The sequence below is a fragment of the Nocardiopsis sp. NPDC006139 genome (genome assembly GCF_040614155.1).
GTDB classification, from domain to species: Bacteria; Actinomycetota; Actinomycetes; order Streptosporangiales; family Streptosporangiaceae; genus Nocardiopsis; species Nocardiopsis changdeensis.
The window spans coordinates 77,396-91,958 of sequence record NZ_JBEXTT010000023.1; the positions used below are offsets into that span (position 1 = coordinate 77,396).

Below are 14,563 nucleotides of genomic sequence, written 5' to 3' on the forward strand. Positions count from 1 at the left end.
TCGGTAGTTTCCGCTTGTCAGGACCGCGCACAGGTGTGACCCGGAGGAATGGACATGCAGCGCCCCACCCGGCATCCCCGGAGCCAGAGGCCACGCCCCCGGTCGCGCGTCCGCCTGCGCCGCCGCGGCCTGTACGACATCGGGGCCGCGCTGACCCGGATCGGCGTCGGCTGGGTGTTCGCCGACCACGGCCTCGCCCTGCGCGGCCAGGAGGCGCGACTGGCCGCCCACCTGGCCGAGTCCGGGACGCCCCTGCCCTCCCTCGCGGTCCACCTGCTGCCCGCCCTCATGGTCGCCACCTCGCTGTCCTTCGCCGTGGGCCTGCTCACATGGCTCGCAGGCCCCCTGCTCGCCCTGTGCGCGGTGCTGGGCACCCTCTCCCCCGCCTCCCCCGGGCTCTCCCCGTTCGACTCCTGGCCGGTGACGGCGCTGGTCACGGCGGTGTGCCTGCTCATGGCGGTCAACGGCGGGCGGTGGTCCTGGGACCACCTCGTCCTGGCCCCCGAACCCACCGAGCACCCCGAACGGCGCAGGGCGGCCCGTCCCCGCCCGGACCGGGCGGAGGGGAAACCTCCCGCTATTTCCACGCGTCGCCCCGAACACGCTCCGCCGCTGCTCTATCCTGTGGGACAGGCCGCTGTACGTCGGCCGTCTCAACTGTGACGCGGCCCGTTCCGGCTCCTCCTTCTCACGCCCTCCCGGGACCGCGTCCGTCACCAGCATGGATTCGGTGGGGGGAACACCATGTCCGCCGTAGGTTCCGGCCCGACCCCTGACGGGTCCGTGGCCAAACTGATCGAGATCGCCGAGAAGCCCACCCTGGGCCGGCGGCTCATCAGCTGGGCCTCCCGGCCCCCGGGGCGGCTCTACATCCCTTCCTGCACGGTGGTGGCCCTGCTCATCCTCTTCGAGGACAGCGTCCCCTCCGGCCACCTGCCCACCTTCGTGGTGGGCCTGGTCGGCGGCATGCTGCTGGCCGGGATGGGCGCGCTGCGCCTGGGCATCGCCCTGGCCGTCGCCCGGCCGATGATCCGCCACTACTGGCTGCGCTGGATCTCCGCGCCGCTGATCGCCGCCCTGGCCATCGGGGTCTCCGCGGCCGACGTGCCGCTGAGCGCCCGGGTGCAGGCCTCCGCCGAGGACCTGCTGGCCATGGCCGACCGGGCCGACGAGTCCTCCGCCATCCCCCTCAACGGGGAGCGGGCCGGGCTGTACTCGCTGCGCAGTCTCAGCGTGACCGAGGGGGTGCTCCACTACGAGGTGGAGGGCGCCGGGCTGGTGGGCCGCTCCGGGCTGGCGCACAGCGACGGGGACCTCCCCGAGGGCGTGTTCGTCAGCGGGCAGGGCACGCGCATCTACGAGCACGTCACCGACGACTGGTACGTGTGGGTGGAGCACTAGCGGCGGGGCCGCGCGGCCGGGGGCCCTCCCCGGGGAGCCGCGCACCGCGACATCCGGACGAGGGCCCGGCGGCGCAGGCCGCCGGGCCTTCTCCGTGCCTTTGCCGGGGCTTGTGCTCCTCCAACGTGGTTCTCACCTTTGCCGTGTAGACAGGGAGGTGCCCGGGAGGGGTCCCCCTGACCCCGGCCCGACGGCGGACCCTGAGGAGAGGATTCATGCGCGAGTTCACGCTCACCCTTCACCTGCGCATCCACGACTCGATCACTGCGCTGCGCCGGGCCCACGCCCGGGGCGACGACGACCTGGCCCTCGGCCAGGCCGGGGAGATCGAGGACCTGGTGGAACTGGCCGCCCGCAACGGCATCGACATCGGAACGGGCTACGCCGACCTCTCCCCCCGCGGCTGACCGGAACGGAGAAGGGCTCCGCGACCACGACGGTCGCGGAGCCCTTCCGCTCTCAGGGGGTACGGGTCAGCGGCGGCCGCCGAACCCCTCCCCGTTCTCGAACTGGTGCCGCATGGCGATGTCCTGCTGCTCCTGGTACTCGTCCGCCAGCTGCTGCTGGCGGGCGGCAGCGGCGGCGACCGCGCCGCGCGCGGACTCCAGGCCCTCGACCGCCTTGGCCGTCGCGCTCGCGGCCCGCGCGCCGTTGCCCAGCACCTGCGGCAGCAGTTGCGCGGTGAGCAGCGTCGACAGCGCCGAGGAGTCCCCCGACCCGGCCTCGGTCTGCACCACGACCGGGCGCGGGGCGCGCTCGGCCAGGGTCGCGCCCACGTCCAGGCGGCGGCGGGCCAGCTCGTACTCCAGCACCGCCCTGTTGTCCCGGTAGGCGGTGGCCAGGCGCTGCTGGGCCTTGGCCTCGTTCTCGGCGGCGACCAGGTCGGCCCGGCCGCGCGTCTCGATCTCGTAGCGCACCCGCTGCGCCTCGGTCTCCTGCTCCTGGAGCATCTGCGCGACGTCCTTGCGGGCCTTGTTCAGGGACGCGTTGACCTCGACGATCTTGGCGTCCCGGACCTTCTTGGACCGCTCGATGTCCATCAGCAGGGTGTCGATGCGGCGCTTGCGGGTCAGCTCCCACTCCTGCTCGTAGGCCACCAGCTCCTTGGACACCCGCTCCCGGGTGGCCAGGTGCTGCTGGTACTGGTTGGGCAGCTGCACGTCGGGGATGTTGCAGCCGGTGATGACCACACCGTACTTCTCCAGCTGCTGGTTGAGCAGGGTGCGCATGTCCTCGACGTTGGACCCGCGCAGGTCGTAGGCGGCCTCGGTGCGCACCAGGCGGCTGCGCTGGCGGATGGCGTCCTGCACCGCGCTGGACAGCACCAGGTCGAAGTTGCTGGCGCCGATCGACAGCACGAACCGCTGCGGGTCGTGGATGCGGAACTTCAGGAAGAACTCGATCGACTTCAGCGGCACGTTCTCACGGGTCGGGCAGGCCACCACGGGGGCGGTGTACGGGATCTCCGTGCTGGTGTCCACCACGTAGTCCACGCGCTTCCACGGGTGCCACAGGTAGTGGCGGCCCGGGGCGATGACCTTCTGCACCTTGCCGTACTTGGTGAGGATGCCCTGGGTGCCGTGCTCGATCTCGATGATCGAGCTGCGCCACCACCACAGCACCGCCACCACGATGGAGATGACGCCGACGAACAGGGCGGGCAGCACGAGCCACTCGTTGATCGGCGCGGCCATCTCGCCCTCGATCGCCACGTTGATGGACATGACCAGGCCCGAAGTGAGGGCGAACAGCCCGATCCACACCAGGACCATCCACCGCAGGCCGCGGTTGTCCTTGGGGATGACCACGGGCACCACGGCGCCCTGGTCGCCGCCGCGCAGCAGCCCGGCGAGATCGCTCCAGGAGGAGAGGGACTCCTTGATGCTGGAGCCGCTCCTGACATTGACCTGCTGGCTCATCTAGCGGCCTCCCTCGAACGTGTCGGGTCCCTGGGACCACGGCGGCAGCGGCGGGTCCTGCGGGTCGGCGTAGGGCTCGGCCGCGGGCGGGGCGTCCGGTGCCGGCCCCTGCGGCGCCGACTCGGCGTCGCGCGCCTCGGCCAGCCGCTCGTCGATGGCCTGGTCGGACACCGACTGGCGGATCTCCTCGACCAGGTCCTCGCCGGGGGCCTGCGCGTCCGCCGCGGCCTGCTCCCGTCCGGCGCCGTCCTCGCGCAGCAGGGCGTCGATCTCGCCCTGGCGCTCGGAGATGCGGGCGTTGATCTCGCCCAGGCGGGAGCGGATCGCCTCCATGTCCTCCTGGGAGAACAGGGCGGCGTCGGCCTGGCCGATGATCTCCTGCGCGATGCGCAGGTAGTCGACGCTGGCCGCGTCCCCCGAGCCGATCCGCAGGACCTGGGGCAGGCTGTCGGCGACCTCCGAGAGCTTGTCCAGCAGGCTCTCGCGGAACCGGTAGTTGAGGATCTCCGGGGCCTCGGCCGCGCTGACCGCGCGGATGTCCAGGGCCTGGGCCTGCAGCAGGGCCGCGTTGGCGTTGGCCTCGGACTCGGCCTCCACGAAGCGCTGGCGGGCCAGTGCGCGGGCGCGGTTGGTCTCCCGCTCCAGGGCGGTGTCCATCTGCGCCTGGTACTGGGCGATGTCGGCCTGGATCGCCGACAGCGTCTCGTTGAGGGTGGCCAGCTCCTTGTTCAGGTCGCCCTCGTTCTGCTCCTTGCGCAGCTGCAGCTCGTACTCGAACGTGTAGGCGTCCTTGGCGACCCGCACCATCTCCGACGCCGCCAGGTCCATCCGGTACTCCTGGCTGGAGGGCTCGGCGTGGGTGATGTTGGCGCTGGTCAGCACGACGATGTCACTGAACTGGCGGTTGAGCTGGGCCAGCAGCCCCTGGGTGCTCTCCCCGACCAGGTCGTAGATCGCCGAGGCCTCCTGCTCGTAGATGAGGCTGCGGGTGGTCTCGCTGATCGCGTTGTTGAGCTTCTCCTGGAAGCCGTGCACGCCGCCCAGCGTGTAGACGAACCCCTCCGGGTTCTTGATCTGGAACTGGACGAACAGGTCGACCGACGCCTGCACCCCGCTCTTGGTGGGGGCCGAGCGGATGGGCGCGTTGAACGGGTACTCGCGCACCACGTTCACGATGTAGGACACCCGCTTCCACGGGTTGAACAGGGTCACCAGGCCCGGCGGGTAGATGCGCTCCATCCGCCCGAAGTGGGTGACGATGGCGACGCAGCCCTCCGGCACCATGACCATGCCCTGGCGCCACCACATGAAGGCGGTGATCGCGATGGTGATGATCCAGTAGTGGAGGCCGAAGAACGGGTTGAGCAGCGCGTTGCCGCCGGCCAGGGAGTACGGCAGGAGGACGAGGAGGGCGCCCACCAGGCCCAGCGCGATGAGCGCGACGGCCGGGAGCATGGTGACGAACGTGCGGCCCCGGGGGATGACCATCGGGCAGACCACGTGCACCGGGCCGTTGGGGCCGCGCTCGTAACTGCTGCGGTTGATGGCCTCGCCGGCGTTGTTGAGCGAGGCGGTCTTCTGCTCGATCCGAGTGCCCACGGAACCGCCCTGGTCGCGGGCGGCGACGAAGTCGCTCGGGTCGAGTCCACCACCTTCGGTGACCTGCCTGGAGGTCTGTTGCAGGGCGTCGGTCACGGCCTGCCGCGGGTCGCCTCCCTGGGCGACCGCCGCGGCAGCGCCGCGCACCGTCTGCGCGAACGACATGGGCGGGAACTCCTAGGTTCGGAGATGTCTGGGAACTATCCGCTTCGACGCCGCGTATCGGGGACCGGTTCCAGGTCGACGGCGGTTCCTGTGGGGCGAATGCCATAGCGGATGGTTCCGACCTTCGCATATGTGATGCCCGGAACCCAGAGGTGCCCCCGGAGCGTGGCCGTACGGTGATCACCCCGCGTCGGGAGCGTGCCGAATGGCACCCCCGGGACGCGGGCGATAACGTCGTTCGCGCGTACCGTCCCCGAACACGAGGAGCTCCCATGGCCGCCGTACCGAGCGCCGTCCTGACCACCGCCGGGCTCATCGGCGGCTACACCGTGGCCAGGGCCACCGGGAACCGGCCGCTGGGCGGCGCCGTCCTGGCCGGGTTCGGCGCGGCCGCGTTCGAGACCTGGCGCCGCGGCCCCGGGCTGGGCACCGCCGTCGCCCTCACCGGCGTCTACGTGGCGGCGTTCGGGCTGTCCCACCCGCTGGCCAAGAAGATCGGCTCCTGGCCGGCCGTACTGGGCGTGACCGCGGCCACCGCCGCCGTCGCGGTCGCCGCCGAACGCGACTGACCGCGGGCGGGGCGTCAGCGGCCGTGGATGTAGGCCTCCAGCTGGGCGCGGTCGTACTCCAGGCCCCGCACCCGGCTCTTGACGACGTCGCCGATGCTGACGATGCCCGCCAGCCGGCCGCCCTCCACCACCGGGACGTGCCGGAACCGGCGCCGGGTCATGGTCTCGCCGATCTCCTCGACGGTGTCGCGCGGTGTGCAGGTGACCACGTCCGCGGTCATGATCGAGGAGACCGGCGCGGCCAGGAGGTCGGCGCCGTGCCGCTCCAGGCCGCGCACCACGTCGCGTTCGGAGGCGATGCCCAGCAGGCGGTCGCCGTCGGTGACGACGACGGCGCCGATGTTGTGCCGGGCGAGCTCGGTGAGCAGCAGCGCGACGGTCGCGTCGGGCGGGACGCGCACCACGTCGGGTCCCTTGGTCCGGAGGATCGCGGCGATCAGCATGGGGTCCACCTTCCGCGGGCGTGTCGCTGTTGAAGGGCTACCCGCCGCCCCGCGCGCCCAACCACCGGTGTCCGCCCCACGGGACGGGCTCGGTGGGGCCCGCCCATGCCGCCAGCAGAGCGCGCCCCAGGCGGCGCGCCCGCCGCGGGTCCCAGCCCAGTCTCTCCGGCGTGTTCGCGTGGAGGTGGCGGGTGAGCTCCTGCACCGCGCGGAACCTCGCGGACGTGGGCCCCAGCCGGGACACGTGCTCGAAGAACGCCGTGACGGCGACCCGCGCGTGCGCGTAGCCGAGCAGGTCGGTGCCCATCCCCCGGCAGTGGGTGAGCGTGAGCAGGAACAGGCCGGTGTTGTCCACCAGGGCGGGGTCGGCGTCGGGTCGGGCCACCTCTTCGTGCGCCCGGGTCCCGGCCAGGACCGCGTGCGCGAAGTACCCCTGGGCGATATCGCCGTCCGCCGGGCGGCGCAGCAGCCACTGCCGCGCCTCCTCCGTGTCCTGGCGCAGCAGCGCCTTCACGGCGTACACCAGCCCCCACCCCTGGGAGCGCTCGGCCGCCCAGATCAGGGAGGCCGTCGCGTCCGGCAGCCGCTCCAGGATCCGGTAGGCCAGCGGGCCGAAGGTCTCCGGGTACAGCGCGATCGTCTGTACCAGCGGAATGTCGGCGGGTTCGGCGCTCTCCAGCAGCAGAGCCAGACCGATGAGGACGGAGTTGACGTCGGTGGCGCGGCGGACCAGCCAGCGGCCCGTCCGGCGGGCGTGCGCCGGGTCCGCCTCGCGCACGGCCTCGGCGATCCGCTCGTCCCGGAAGATCGGCACGGCCACCTCGCGCACCGCCCACCCCAGGTAGCAAGGGTGCAGGTCCGGCCAGGCCAGGTGGGCGCGCACGGCCTCGGCGGCGTCGATCCCGATCCGGCCGCGTTGTGCGTGGCGCAGGTTCATCGCCCCCTCCGGGAAGGGGTCGTTCTGCGGCTCCAGAGGACGATCGGGGATGCGGGCGTGCAGGCGCAGGGCGTGCTCGTACAAGGGGATCCCGGCACCGGGCGCCGGGCTCACCACGCGTTCGTGGACTCGCTTCCGTTGATCATGGCGGAGATGATCCCACGCCGCCCCGCCCCGCACAAGGCGTTCGGACGTGGTTCAGGTGCCCTCGGTCCAGTACCTCTGCATGCGCGCCACCGCCTCGTCCTTGCTCATTCCGGCGATCTCCCCCTCGGGGACGCCGACCCGGGTGATGAGGAGGTGGACCAGCTCGGCGGGCAGCGGCTCCGCGGCCGGGGCGGGGAATCCGCGGTCGGGCGGCGTTCCGTCGCGGACGCACGCCCAGAACACCGCCTCGGTCACCCCCAGCTGGTCCCGCAGGATGTGCGCCCACATGCTCCTGCCGTAGTCGGTGCGGTCCACGGGGCGGGAGATGCGGGTCCGCAGCACCCGCCCGTCGGGCAGCACCAGCTCATAGGTGACGTGGTGGGTACCGCTCCGGCCGCGGGAGTCCCTGACCGGCGCCCACCCTTCCGCCTTGCAGAACCGCTCGTGGTCGTCACGTGTGGGGGGCGGCCAGGTCACGGCGCCTCCCCGAGGATCCAGGCGCGCAGCTGGCGGTCGTCGCTGAACTCGACGAGCTGGACCAGGGCCCAGTTGTCCCGGTGGTTGGGGGCATCGAGGAGGCGGTCCTGCCAGTCCTCCGCGTACTCGCGCAGGGCGTCGACCATCTCCGCGGCCGCCTCTTCCAGTGTGGCCCCCTCGGCCGCGACCGGCACCCCGGGAATGAACACCGAGAATCCGCCGCCCTCGGCCACCACCTCGGCCCGCCACGGGGTGACCGCGGTCAGGTACCGGCGCAGCCGCTCGACATCGACGACGGCCGCTCTGGCCGAGTGCCTGCGCACGGTGGCGACCCGGCCGCGCTCCGCGGCGTCCAGCAGGAGCTTCAGGTGGTCCCGGGCCTCGGTGTAGCTGTCGTAGTGGACCGCGCCCATGAAGACCTCCGGTGATGTCGGCGAACCCTGGCCCATTATACGTACGTCGCGTACGCCGCGTACGTAGAAGGGCTCAGACGGACCAGAGGGCGCCGCGGCGGTGGCGGCCGGGGGGCCACAGGACCTCCTCGGCGGCGTCGGGGACGAGGCGCCCGTCGGCGGTGGCCGCGTGCCGGGCCAGGCCGGCGGCCCGGCGGGCGCGGCGTCGCTCGCGGCGCTCGGCGACGGCCGCCTCCACGGCCAGGGACCCGTCCCGGACGAGGACCCGGGCGAGTTCGTGGACCCGCACCCGGCGGACCACGCGTTCCGGAGGGCGGCCGCGGGCGTACCGCAGGGCGGCCAGCGGCCTGCCCTCCCGGTGGATCCGCGCGTGGTGGGCGGTGCGCGCCATGGGTGCTCCCTCCGCTCACCGCGAGCGTAGCGGAGGGGGCACCCCGGGTTCAGCTGCAGCCGCTGGTGGAGCCGCAGCCCTCGCAGACGTAGCAGCTCCCCGCCGGGCGCATCTTGGTCCCGCAGGTGACGCACAGCGGGGCGTCGGCGACGAACCCCTGCGCGCGCTCGACCACCTCCGTGGTGGAGTGCGCGTCGTCAGCCCGCGCGGACGGCGCGACCCGCGGCTCCCGCTCGCCGGTCGGCGCCGACTGGGCGTAGGACTCCACCTGCGCCGCGACCTGCGCCGGGTCCTCCCCCGCCAGCTGCGCCTGCCGCTCGGCCGCGGAGAACACCCCCAGGGCCGCCCGCTCCTCGTAGGGCAGGTGGTCCAGCGCCAGGCGGCGGAAGATGTAGTCCATCACCGACTGCGCCATGCGGATGTCGGGGTCGTCGGTCATCCCGGCGGGGTCGAACCGCATGTTGGTGAACTTCTCCACGTACGTGTCCAGGGGGACGCCGTACTGCAGGGCGATGGAGATCGCGATCGAGAACGCGTCCATGACCCCGGCCAGGGTGGACCCCTGCTTGCCGAGCTTCATGAACACCTCGCCCAGCCCGTCGTCGGGGTAGGACCCCGCGGTGATGTACCCCTCGGCCCCGCCCACCGAGAACGACGTGGTCTCGCTGGGGCGCTTCTTGGGCAGCCGCCGCCGCACCGGCCGCGCGGGCGCCTCGGCCTCCTGCGGCTCCTTCTTCGCGGTGGACAGGGGCTGCCCGACCTTGCAGTTGTCCCGGTAGACGGCGAGCGCCTTCAGGCCGAGCTTCCAGCCCTGGAAGTAGATGTGCTCGAAGTCCTCGACGGTGGCCTCCTCCGGCACGTTCACCGTCTTGGAGATCGCCCCGGACAGGAACGGCTGCACGGCGGCCATCATGCGCACGTGGCCCATGGGCTCGATGAACCGGCGGCCCATGGCGCAGTCGAAGACCGGGTAGTGCTCCTCGCGCAGGCCGGGGGCGTCGACCACGTGGCCCTGCTCGGCGATGTACTCGACGACCGCCTCGACCTGCTCGGGCTGGTAGCCGAGGTGCTCCAGGGCCCGCGACACCGAGCGGTTGACGATCTGCATGGACCCGCCGCCGACCAGCTTCTTGAACTTCACCAGCGAGAAGTCCGGCTCGATCCCCGTCGTGTCGCAGTCCATCATGAACCCGATGGTGTTGTGGCTGACAAGCCCGTTGGCCACATAGGTGACGTTGTCGGGGACCGAGAGGTCGTAGGTGGGCTGCACGCCCCCGTCCTCGTTGGCCGCCACCCGCTCGAAGAGGTACCCGAGGGCGCGCCCCAGACGGGTGTCCGGCGTCTCGGCGTGGACCAGCGAGGCGGTGCGGCGGGGCACACCCGCGTACTTGCGCAGGGCCTGCAGGACGTCGCCGCGGAGCGGGTGCCCCGGCGGGACCAGGTCGTCCCAGACCGCACGCGGCAGCACGATCCGGTCCCGCTTCGGCGCGCGGTCAGGTTCCAGGTCCGCCACGAGCCGGTTCTTGCGGTCGCCCAGGAAGCCGACCGCCTCGTCGAAGCGCAGGGCGTGGTCGAGGTTGCGCAGCCGGAGGATGTACAGGTCCCCGCCCAGGCCGCTGCGGGTCGTCCGGGTGGTGGTCGCCATGCCCAGGGCCAGCAGCAGGGTGCGCACCTCCCCGGCGAAAGCGTCGTGTGCGGTGGACAGGCTCGGGACCCCTTCGAGCACTGTGCCGTCGGCCTCGAAGAGGCCCCGCAGGAAGGCCGCGTACACGGCGGGGTCGTTGGCCTCCAGGACCGCCGAGGGCACCCGGGGCGTCCACCCCTTGCCCGTGTGGTCCTGTCCGGGCGATCCCTTGGCGAACCCGGCCGCCTTCCACCACCGGGCCAGCCGGACCGAGGAGAGCAGGACCTCCAGGTAGCCCTGCCTGCGCGTCACCTTCGGGACCAGCCCGAAGCAGTCTTTGGCCAGGACGGCCAGGCGTTCGACGACGTCCTCGTCGGTGTCGGCGACGCAGAGCCGGATCCCCTCGGCGTGCAGGCTGCCGTCCCCCATGAAGTAGCCGACGAGTTCGGCCAGCTCCTCATCGACCGTGTCGGGGACGGTGACCCCCCGGTCGCCCGTGTAGTAGGCCTGGTCCAGGACCGGCAGCGCCACGTTCCGCGGGACGCCGACGAGGGTTCCCAGCTGCAGCGGGACGAGGTCGCCCTCGGCGATGTCCGCGAAGCGCTTCCACCTCCAGGCCCCGTCCGCGTCCACCACCTTGATCCGGTGGGTGTGCGTTCCCTGGAGCCGGTAGCCGCCCTCGGTGACGATGCGGCGGGTGGGCGCCTCGCCGTTGACGTAGAACTTCGTGGCCCGCCTCGGTCCCTCGTCCGTGGAGACGGTGGCGGACAGGTCCTGCCAACGGGGGCCGCGCACATCGCCCAGCTCGGTCAGCCGGGTCAGCCCCCGGTCGGTGGTGACCAGGGTGTCCCCGGTCAGGCACCCCGTGGGCGCGAGGAGGCTCGCCTGGGCGTTGCGCCAGCCGTGGCGTTCGCCGGTCTCCAGGCAGTCGGCCCAGGCGCGGGTGGCGGCGGCGTGGATCGGCTCCTCCAGGGCGCCGACGGTGCGCAGGGCGCCGTTGGCGGCGGCGTGCTTGCGCATGACCCGGATGTGGGACGCCTCGTTGCGCCGGTAGCCCTCGTAGGGGCCCACCACACCGGCCAGCTCGGCGCTGCGCCGGTAGGCGACGCCGGTCATCAGCGAGGTGATCGCGGCGGCGACGGCGCGCCCGCCCTCGGAGTCGTAGGCGTGGCCGGTGGCCATGAGCAGGGCGCCGAGGTTGGCGTAGCCGATGCCGAGCTGGCGGTAGGCGCGGGTGGTCTCGGCGATCTTCTCTGTGGGGAAGTCGGCGAACGTGATGGAGATGTCCATCGCGGTGATGACCAGCTCCGTCAGCCGGGTGAACCCCTCGACGTCGAACGTGCCGTCCTCGCGCAGGAACGCGAGCAGGTTGACCGACGCCAGGTTGCAGGACGAATCGTCCAAATGGAGGTATTCCGAGCACGGGTTGCTGGCGGTGATGCGTCCGGACTCGGGGGTGGTGTGCCAGTCCTGGATGGTGTCGTCGTACTGGACGCCCGGGTCGGCGCACTCCCAGGCGGCCTCGGCCATGCGGTGGAACAGGGCCTTGGCGTCGACCTCGTCGACGACCTCGCCGGTGGTGCGGGCGACCAGGCCGAAGCGCCCGCCGTCCTCGACGGCGCGCATGAACGCGTCGGAGACCCGCACCGAGTTGTTGGCGTTCTGGTACTGGACGCTGGCCATGTCGGCGCCGCCCAGGTCCATGTCGAACCCGGCGTCGCGCAGCGCCCGGATCTTGCGCTCCTCGTGCGCCTTGGTGTCGATGAACTCCCCGATGTCGGGGTGGTCGACGTCGAGCACCACCATCTTGGCGGCCCGCCGGGTGGCCCCGCCGGACTTGATGGTGCCCGCGGAGGCGTCGGCGCCGCGCATGAACGACACGGGCCCCGAGGCGCTGCCCCCGGAGGAGAGCAGTTCCCTGCTGGAGCGGATCCGGGAGAGGTTGACCCCCGCCCCCGAGCCGCCCTTGAAGATGATCCCCTCCTCCTTGTACCAGTCGAGGATCGACTCCATGGTGTCGTCGACCGACAGGATGAAGCAGGCGCTCACCTGGGCCTTCGCGCGGGTTCCGACATTGAACCAGACGGGTGAGTTGAAGCTGAAGAGCTGGTGGGCGAGCGCGTACTTGAGTTCGTGGTCGAAGACCTCGGCGTCGGCCTCGCCGGCGAAGTACCCGTGCTCGCGGCCGGTGCGGGTGTAGACGCCGACGACCCGGTCGATGAGCTGCTTGAGGCTCCACTCCCGTTCCGGGGTGCCGAGCGCGCCCCGGAAGTATTTCCCGGCGACGATCTGTGTGGCGTTCATCGACCAGGTCGAGGGGAACTCGACCCCGCGCTGTTCGAAGTTCACCGTTCCGTCGCGCCAGTTCGTCATGACGACGTCCCGGCGCTCCCATTCCAGGGTGTCGTAGGGATGAACGCCTTCGGTGGTGAAGATCCGCGGGATCTTCAGCCCCTTGCGCCTCCCCTTGCCCTTGCGTCCCGTCGATCCGCTGGTGGTTTCCGTCATGGCGGAGTCCCCCGAAGATAGGGCGCGGGCGCGGCCCGCGCGCGGAACCGTCGCTCGGGGGCGTTCCCTCGGCGCCCCCGGGGAGCGGTGCGTCAGGCCGTAGTGTCGGCCTCTTCCTTGGCCCGGGCCTCGGCCTCGCGGTCGCTGCGCAGGCTGGCGATCTCGGCCTCGAAGTCGGCGAGGCTCTCGAAACCGCGGTAGACACTGGCGAAGTGCAGGTAGGCGACCTCGTCGAGGTCGCGCATGGGGCCCAGGATGGCCAGGCCGATCTCGTGGGCCGGGACCTCCGCGACGCCGCGGCCGCGGATCTCCTCCTCGACCTGCTGGCCGAGCTTGGCCAGCGCGTCCTCGGAGACCGGGCGGCCCTGGCAGGCCCGGCGGACCCCGGCGATGATCTTGGTCCGGCTGAAGGGCTCGGTGACGCCGGAGCGCTTGGCGACCATCAGCAGGACGGTCTCCTGTGTGGTGAAACGGCGTTCGCAGGCAGGACAGGAACGGCGGCGGCGGATGGCCGCGCCGTCGTCGGTGGACCTGCTGTCGATCACCCGGGTGTCCGGATGGCGGCAGAACGGACAGTGCATCCCGGCTCACCTGCTTCCCTCGCCGAACTGACAACCCTGGGTCTACTTAACCACAACTCCTGGGCCGACGCCTCAAACAGCGACACCAGATGTTGTGGTCGAACCTAGTCGGAGGGTCGGACGAACCGCAACTTTCGCGCGCCCCGCGTGTCACAGCCGCGCGCCGCCCAGGATATCGCCGCGAATCCCCTTCCACGGCGCGGCTCGGGGTTTTCGGTCGAGCCCTTGCCCGGGGGTGATCCGCCCCGCATCCCCCCGTTCTCGAACCCGACGGCACATCTTCCGCCATTCCGGGGGCGACGCGACGTGAACACGTGTACACACGTAAGTGAGGCCGGAAAAGCGCCGCGGAAAATCCTCTCGGCAATTGCCCACAGGCCTCGAACGCTTGTTTGATATCACCGTGCGCAACGACTAACGTTGGCCTTGATTTCACGCCGGTTTCGCCATCACGTGGACACAGGGTCCGGAGCGGTCGCAGACCGGTGGTGGCCAGTCGTGCAAGCAGGCCCTGACCGAACCGATGCCGAGGAGGCCGGCCGTGCCGGAGGAGAATCCCGGACCCCTGGATTCCGCAACCACCACCGTTCTCGCGCCCGTGGGCGAGGCGGGCGCGCCCGAGGAGGCGCCCAAGCTCACCGCCCGCCAGCAGAGCGTCCTGAACTGTATCCAGCGGTACCTGCGCGAGCGCGGCTACCCGCCGTCGATCAGGGAGATCGGGGAGTCGGTCGGCCTGTCCAGCCCCTCCAGCGTCGCGCACCAGCTCAAGGTGCTCCAGCGCAAGGGGTACCTGTACCGCGACCAGAACCGGCCGCGGGCCGTGGAGCTGCGCCAGCCGGGCCGCCCCGGGGTGCGCGCGCTGGTCGCCGCCGAGGAGTCCGACCCGGCGCACGCCGCCCGGGTGCCCCTGGTGGGGCGGATCGCCGCGGGCGGCCCCATCCTGGCCGAGGAGTCGGTGGAGGACGTGCTGTCGCTGCCGCGGCAGCTGGTCGGCGAGGGCCGGCTGTTCATGCTCACCGTGGTCGGCGACTCGATGACCGACGCCGCCATCACCGACGGGGACATGGTGGTGGTCCGCCAGCAGCCGGACGCCGAGAACGGGGACATCGTCGCGGCGCTGCTGGACGAGGAGGCCACGGTCAAGGTGCTGCGCCGCACCGAGGACGGGCACGTGTGGCTGATGCCGCGCAACGACGCCTACGAGCCGATCAACGGCGACGCGGCCACCATCCTGGGCAAGGTCGTCACCGTGATGCGCCGCGTCTGAGCGGTACGCCCCCGGTCGTCCCCCGGCCGGTCCGCCCCGCCGGGCGGCGCCGGGCGCGGGTCCGCGGGCGGTACGGGACATGTCGCACCCGTGCGGGGCCACGGGTGCGACCGGCGGGCCGC

The 14,563-nt window shown here is 71.9% G+C and carries 14 protein-coding genes; 5 read left to right on the forward strand and 9 right to left on the reverse strand.

Annotated elements, in window-relative coordinates; translation table 11 throughout:
• Positions 1–54 precede the first annotated feature (54 nt).
• From ABZ249_RS26150 to ABZ249_RS26160, 3 genes are all read left to right on the forward strand, one after another.
• A complete protein-coding gene (locus ABZ249_RS26150; protein WP_355267947.1) occupies positions 55–663 on the forward strand; it encodes a DoxX family protein in 609 nt (202 codons plus the stop codon).
• Positions 664–744: 81 nt separating this feature from the next.
• The gene (locus ABZ249_RS26155) at positions 745–1,401 is read left to right on the forward strand and encodes a hypothetical protein (RefSeq protein ID WP_220559698.1); all 657 of its coding nucleotides are present in this window, start codon (positions 745–747) and stop codon (positions 1,399–1,401) included.
• 215 nt (positions 1,402–1,616) lie between these two features.
• Positions 1,617–1,808, forward strand: coding sequence for a hypothetical protein (locus ABZ249_RS26160; RefSeq protein WP_220559697.1), 192 nt, complete (start codon positions 1,617–1,619; stop codon positions 1,806–1,808).
• Between the two features lie 66 nt (positions 1,809–1,874).
• On the opposite strand, the gene ABZ249_RS26165 is transcribed toward ABZ249_RS26160, so the two are convergent.
• Both ABZ249_RS26165 and ABZ249_RS26170 read right to left on the reverse strand, forming a co-directional pair.
• Positions 1,875–3,320, reverse strand: a complete 1,446-nt coding sequence (locus tag ABZ249_RS26165; protein ID WP_355267951.1) for an SPFH domain-containing protein — start codon at positions 3,318–3,320, stop codon at positions 1,875–1,877.
• The gene (locus tag ABZ249_RS26170) at positions 3,321–5,084 is read right to left on the reverse strand and encodes an SPFH domain-containing protein (protein ID WP_355267954.1); all 1,764 of its coding nucleotides are present in this window, start codon (positions 5,082–5,084) and stop codon (positions 3,321–3,323) included. It lies immediately after the preceding gene.
• Between the two features lie 272 nt (positions 5,085–5,356).
• On the opposite strand from ABZ249_RS26170, the gene ABZ249_RS26175 reads away from it, so the two are divergent.
• Positions 5,357–5,653 carry a hypothetical protein gene (locus ABZ249_RS26175; RefSeq protein WP_220559693.1) on the forward strand — a complete coding sequence of 99 codons (297 nt, stop codon included), beginning with the start codon at positions 5,357–5,359 and terminating at the stop codon, positions 5,651–5,653.
• Between the two features lie 14 nt (positions 5,654–5,667).
• On the opposite strand, the gene ABZ249_RS26180 is transcribed toward ABZ249_RS26175, so the two are convergent.
• From ABZ249_RS26180 to nrdR, 7 genes are all read right to left on the reverse strand, one after another.
• Positions 5,668–6,096, reverse strand: a complete 429-nt coding sequence (locus ABZ249_RS26180; protein ID WP_220559692.1) for a CBS domain-containing protein — start codon at positions 6,094–6,096, stop codon at positions 5,668–5,670.
• Between the two features lie 37 nt (positions 6,097–6,133).
• Positions 6,134–7,147, reverse strand: a complete 1,014-nt coding sequence (locus ABZ249_RS26185; protein WP_355267958.1) for a hypothetical protein — start codon at positions 7,145–7,147, stop codon at positions 6,134–6,136.
• 84 nt (positions 7,148–7,231) lie between these two features.
• Positions 7,232–7,657, reverse strand: coding sequence for a cytotoxic translational repressor of toxin-antitoxin stability system (locus tag ABZ249_RS26190; protein WP_355267961.1), 426 nt, complete (start codon positions 7,655–7,657; stop codon positions 7,232–7,234).
• Positions 7,654–8,070: a prevent-host-death protein gene (locus ABZ249_RS26195; protein WP_355267964.1), complete on the reverse strand. Its 417-nt coding sequence runs from the start codon at positions 8,068–8,070 to the stop codon at positions 7,654–7,656. The genes ABZ249_RS26190 and ABZ249_RS26195 overlap by 4 nt, the downstream gene beginning before the upstream one ends.
• 73 nt (positions 8,071–8,143) lie before the next feature.
• On the reverse strand, positions 8,144–8,461 hold the full coding sequence (locus ABZ249_RS26200; protein WP_355267967.1) for a hypothetical protein: 318 nt from the start codon (positions 8,459–8,461) through the stop codon (positions 8,144–8,146).
• A gap of 49 nt (positions 8,462–8,510) precedes the next feature.
• Positions 8,511–12,593, reverse strand: a complete 4,083-nt coding sequence (locus tag ABZ249_RS26205; RefSeq protein ID WP_355267970.1) for a vitamin B12-dependent ribonucleotide reductase — start codon at positions 12,591–12,593, stop codon at positions 8,511–8,513.
• A gap of 92 nt (positions 12,594–12,685) precedes the next feature.
• Positions 12,686–13,174 carry a transcriptional regulator NrdR gene (gene nrdR, locus ABZ249_RS26210; protein WP_220559688.1) on the reverse strand — a complete coding sequence of 163 codons (489 nt, stop codon included), beginning with the start codon at positions 13,172–13,174 and terminating at the stop codon, positions 12,686–12,688.
• Between the two features lie 541 nt (positions 13,175–13,715).
• On the opposite strand from nrdR, the gene lexA reads away from it, so the two are divergent.
• Positions 13,716–14,441: a transcriptional repressor LexA gene (gene lexA, locus ABZ249_RS26215; protein ID WP_355267974.1), complete on the forward strand. Its 726-nt coding sequence runs from the start codon at positions 13,716–13,718 to the stop codon at positions 14,439–14,441.
• Positions 14,442–14,563 lie beyond the last annotated feature (122 nt).

Bases quoted from the DNA above. Each gene is read 5' to 3' on its own strand.
- ABZ249_RS26205 (WP_355267970.1), bottom strand. From the start codon at position 12,593: ATGACGGAAACCACCAGCGGATCGACGGGACGCAAGGGCAAGGGGAGG.
- ABZ249_RS26165 (WP_355267951.1), bottom strand. From the start codon at position 3,320: ATGAGCCAGCAGGTCAATGTCAGGAGCGGCTCCAGCATCAAGGAGTCC.
- ABZ249_RS26170 (WP_355267954.1), bottom strand. From the start codon at position 5,084: ATGTCGTTCGCGCAGACGGTGCGCGGCGCTGCCGCGGCGGTCGCCCAG.
- ABZ249_RS26180 (WP_220559692.1), bottom strand. From the start codon at position 6,096: ATGCTGATCGCCGCGATCCTCCGGACCAAGGGACCCGACGTGGTGCGC.
- ABZ249_RS26160 (WP_220559697.1), top strand. From the start codon at position 1,617: ATGCGCGAGTTCACGCTCACCCTTCACCTGCGCATCCACGACTCGATC.
- ABZ249_RS26150 (WP_355267947.1), top strand. From the start codon at position 55: ATGCAGCGCCCCACCCGGCATCCCCGGAGCCAGAGGCCACGCCCCCGG.
- ABZ249_RS26175 (WP_220559693.1), top strand. From the start codon at position 5,357: ATGGCCGCCGTACCGAGCGCCGTCCTGACCACCGCCGGGCTCATCGGC.
- ABZ249_RS26155 (WP_220559698.1), top strand. From the start codon at position 745: ATGTCCGCCGTAGGTTCCGGCCCGACCCCTGACGGGTCCGTGGCCAAA.
- ABZ249_RS26200 (WP_355267967.1), bottom strand. From the start codon at position 8,461: ATGGCGCGCACCGCCCACCACGCGCGGATCCACCGGGAGGGCAGGCCG.
- nrdR (WP_220559688.1), bottom strand. From the start codon at position 13,174: ATGCACTGTCCGTTCTGCCGCCATCCGGACACCCGGGTGATCGACAGC.
- ABZ249_RS26195 (WP_355267964.1), bottom strand. From the start codon at position 8,070: ATGGGCGCGGTCCACTACGACAGCTACACCGAGGCCCGGGACCACCTG.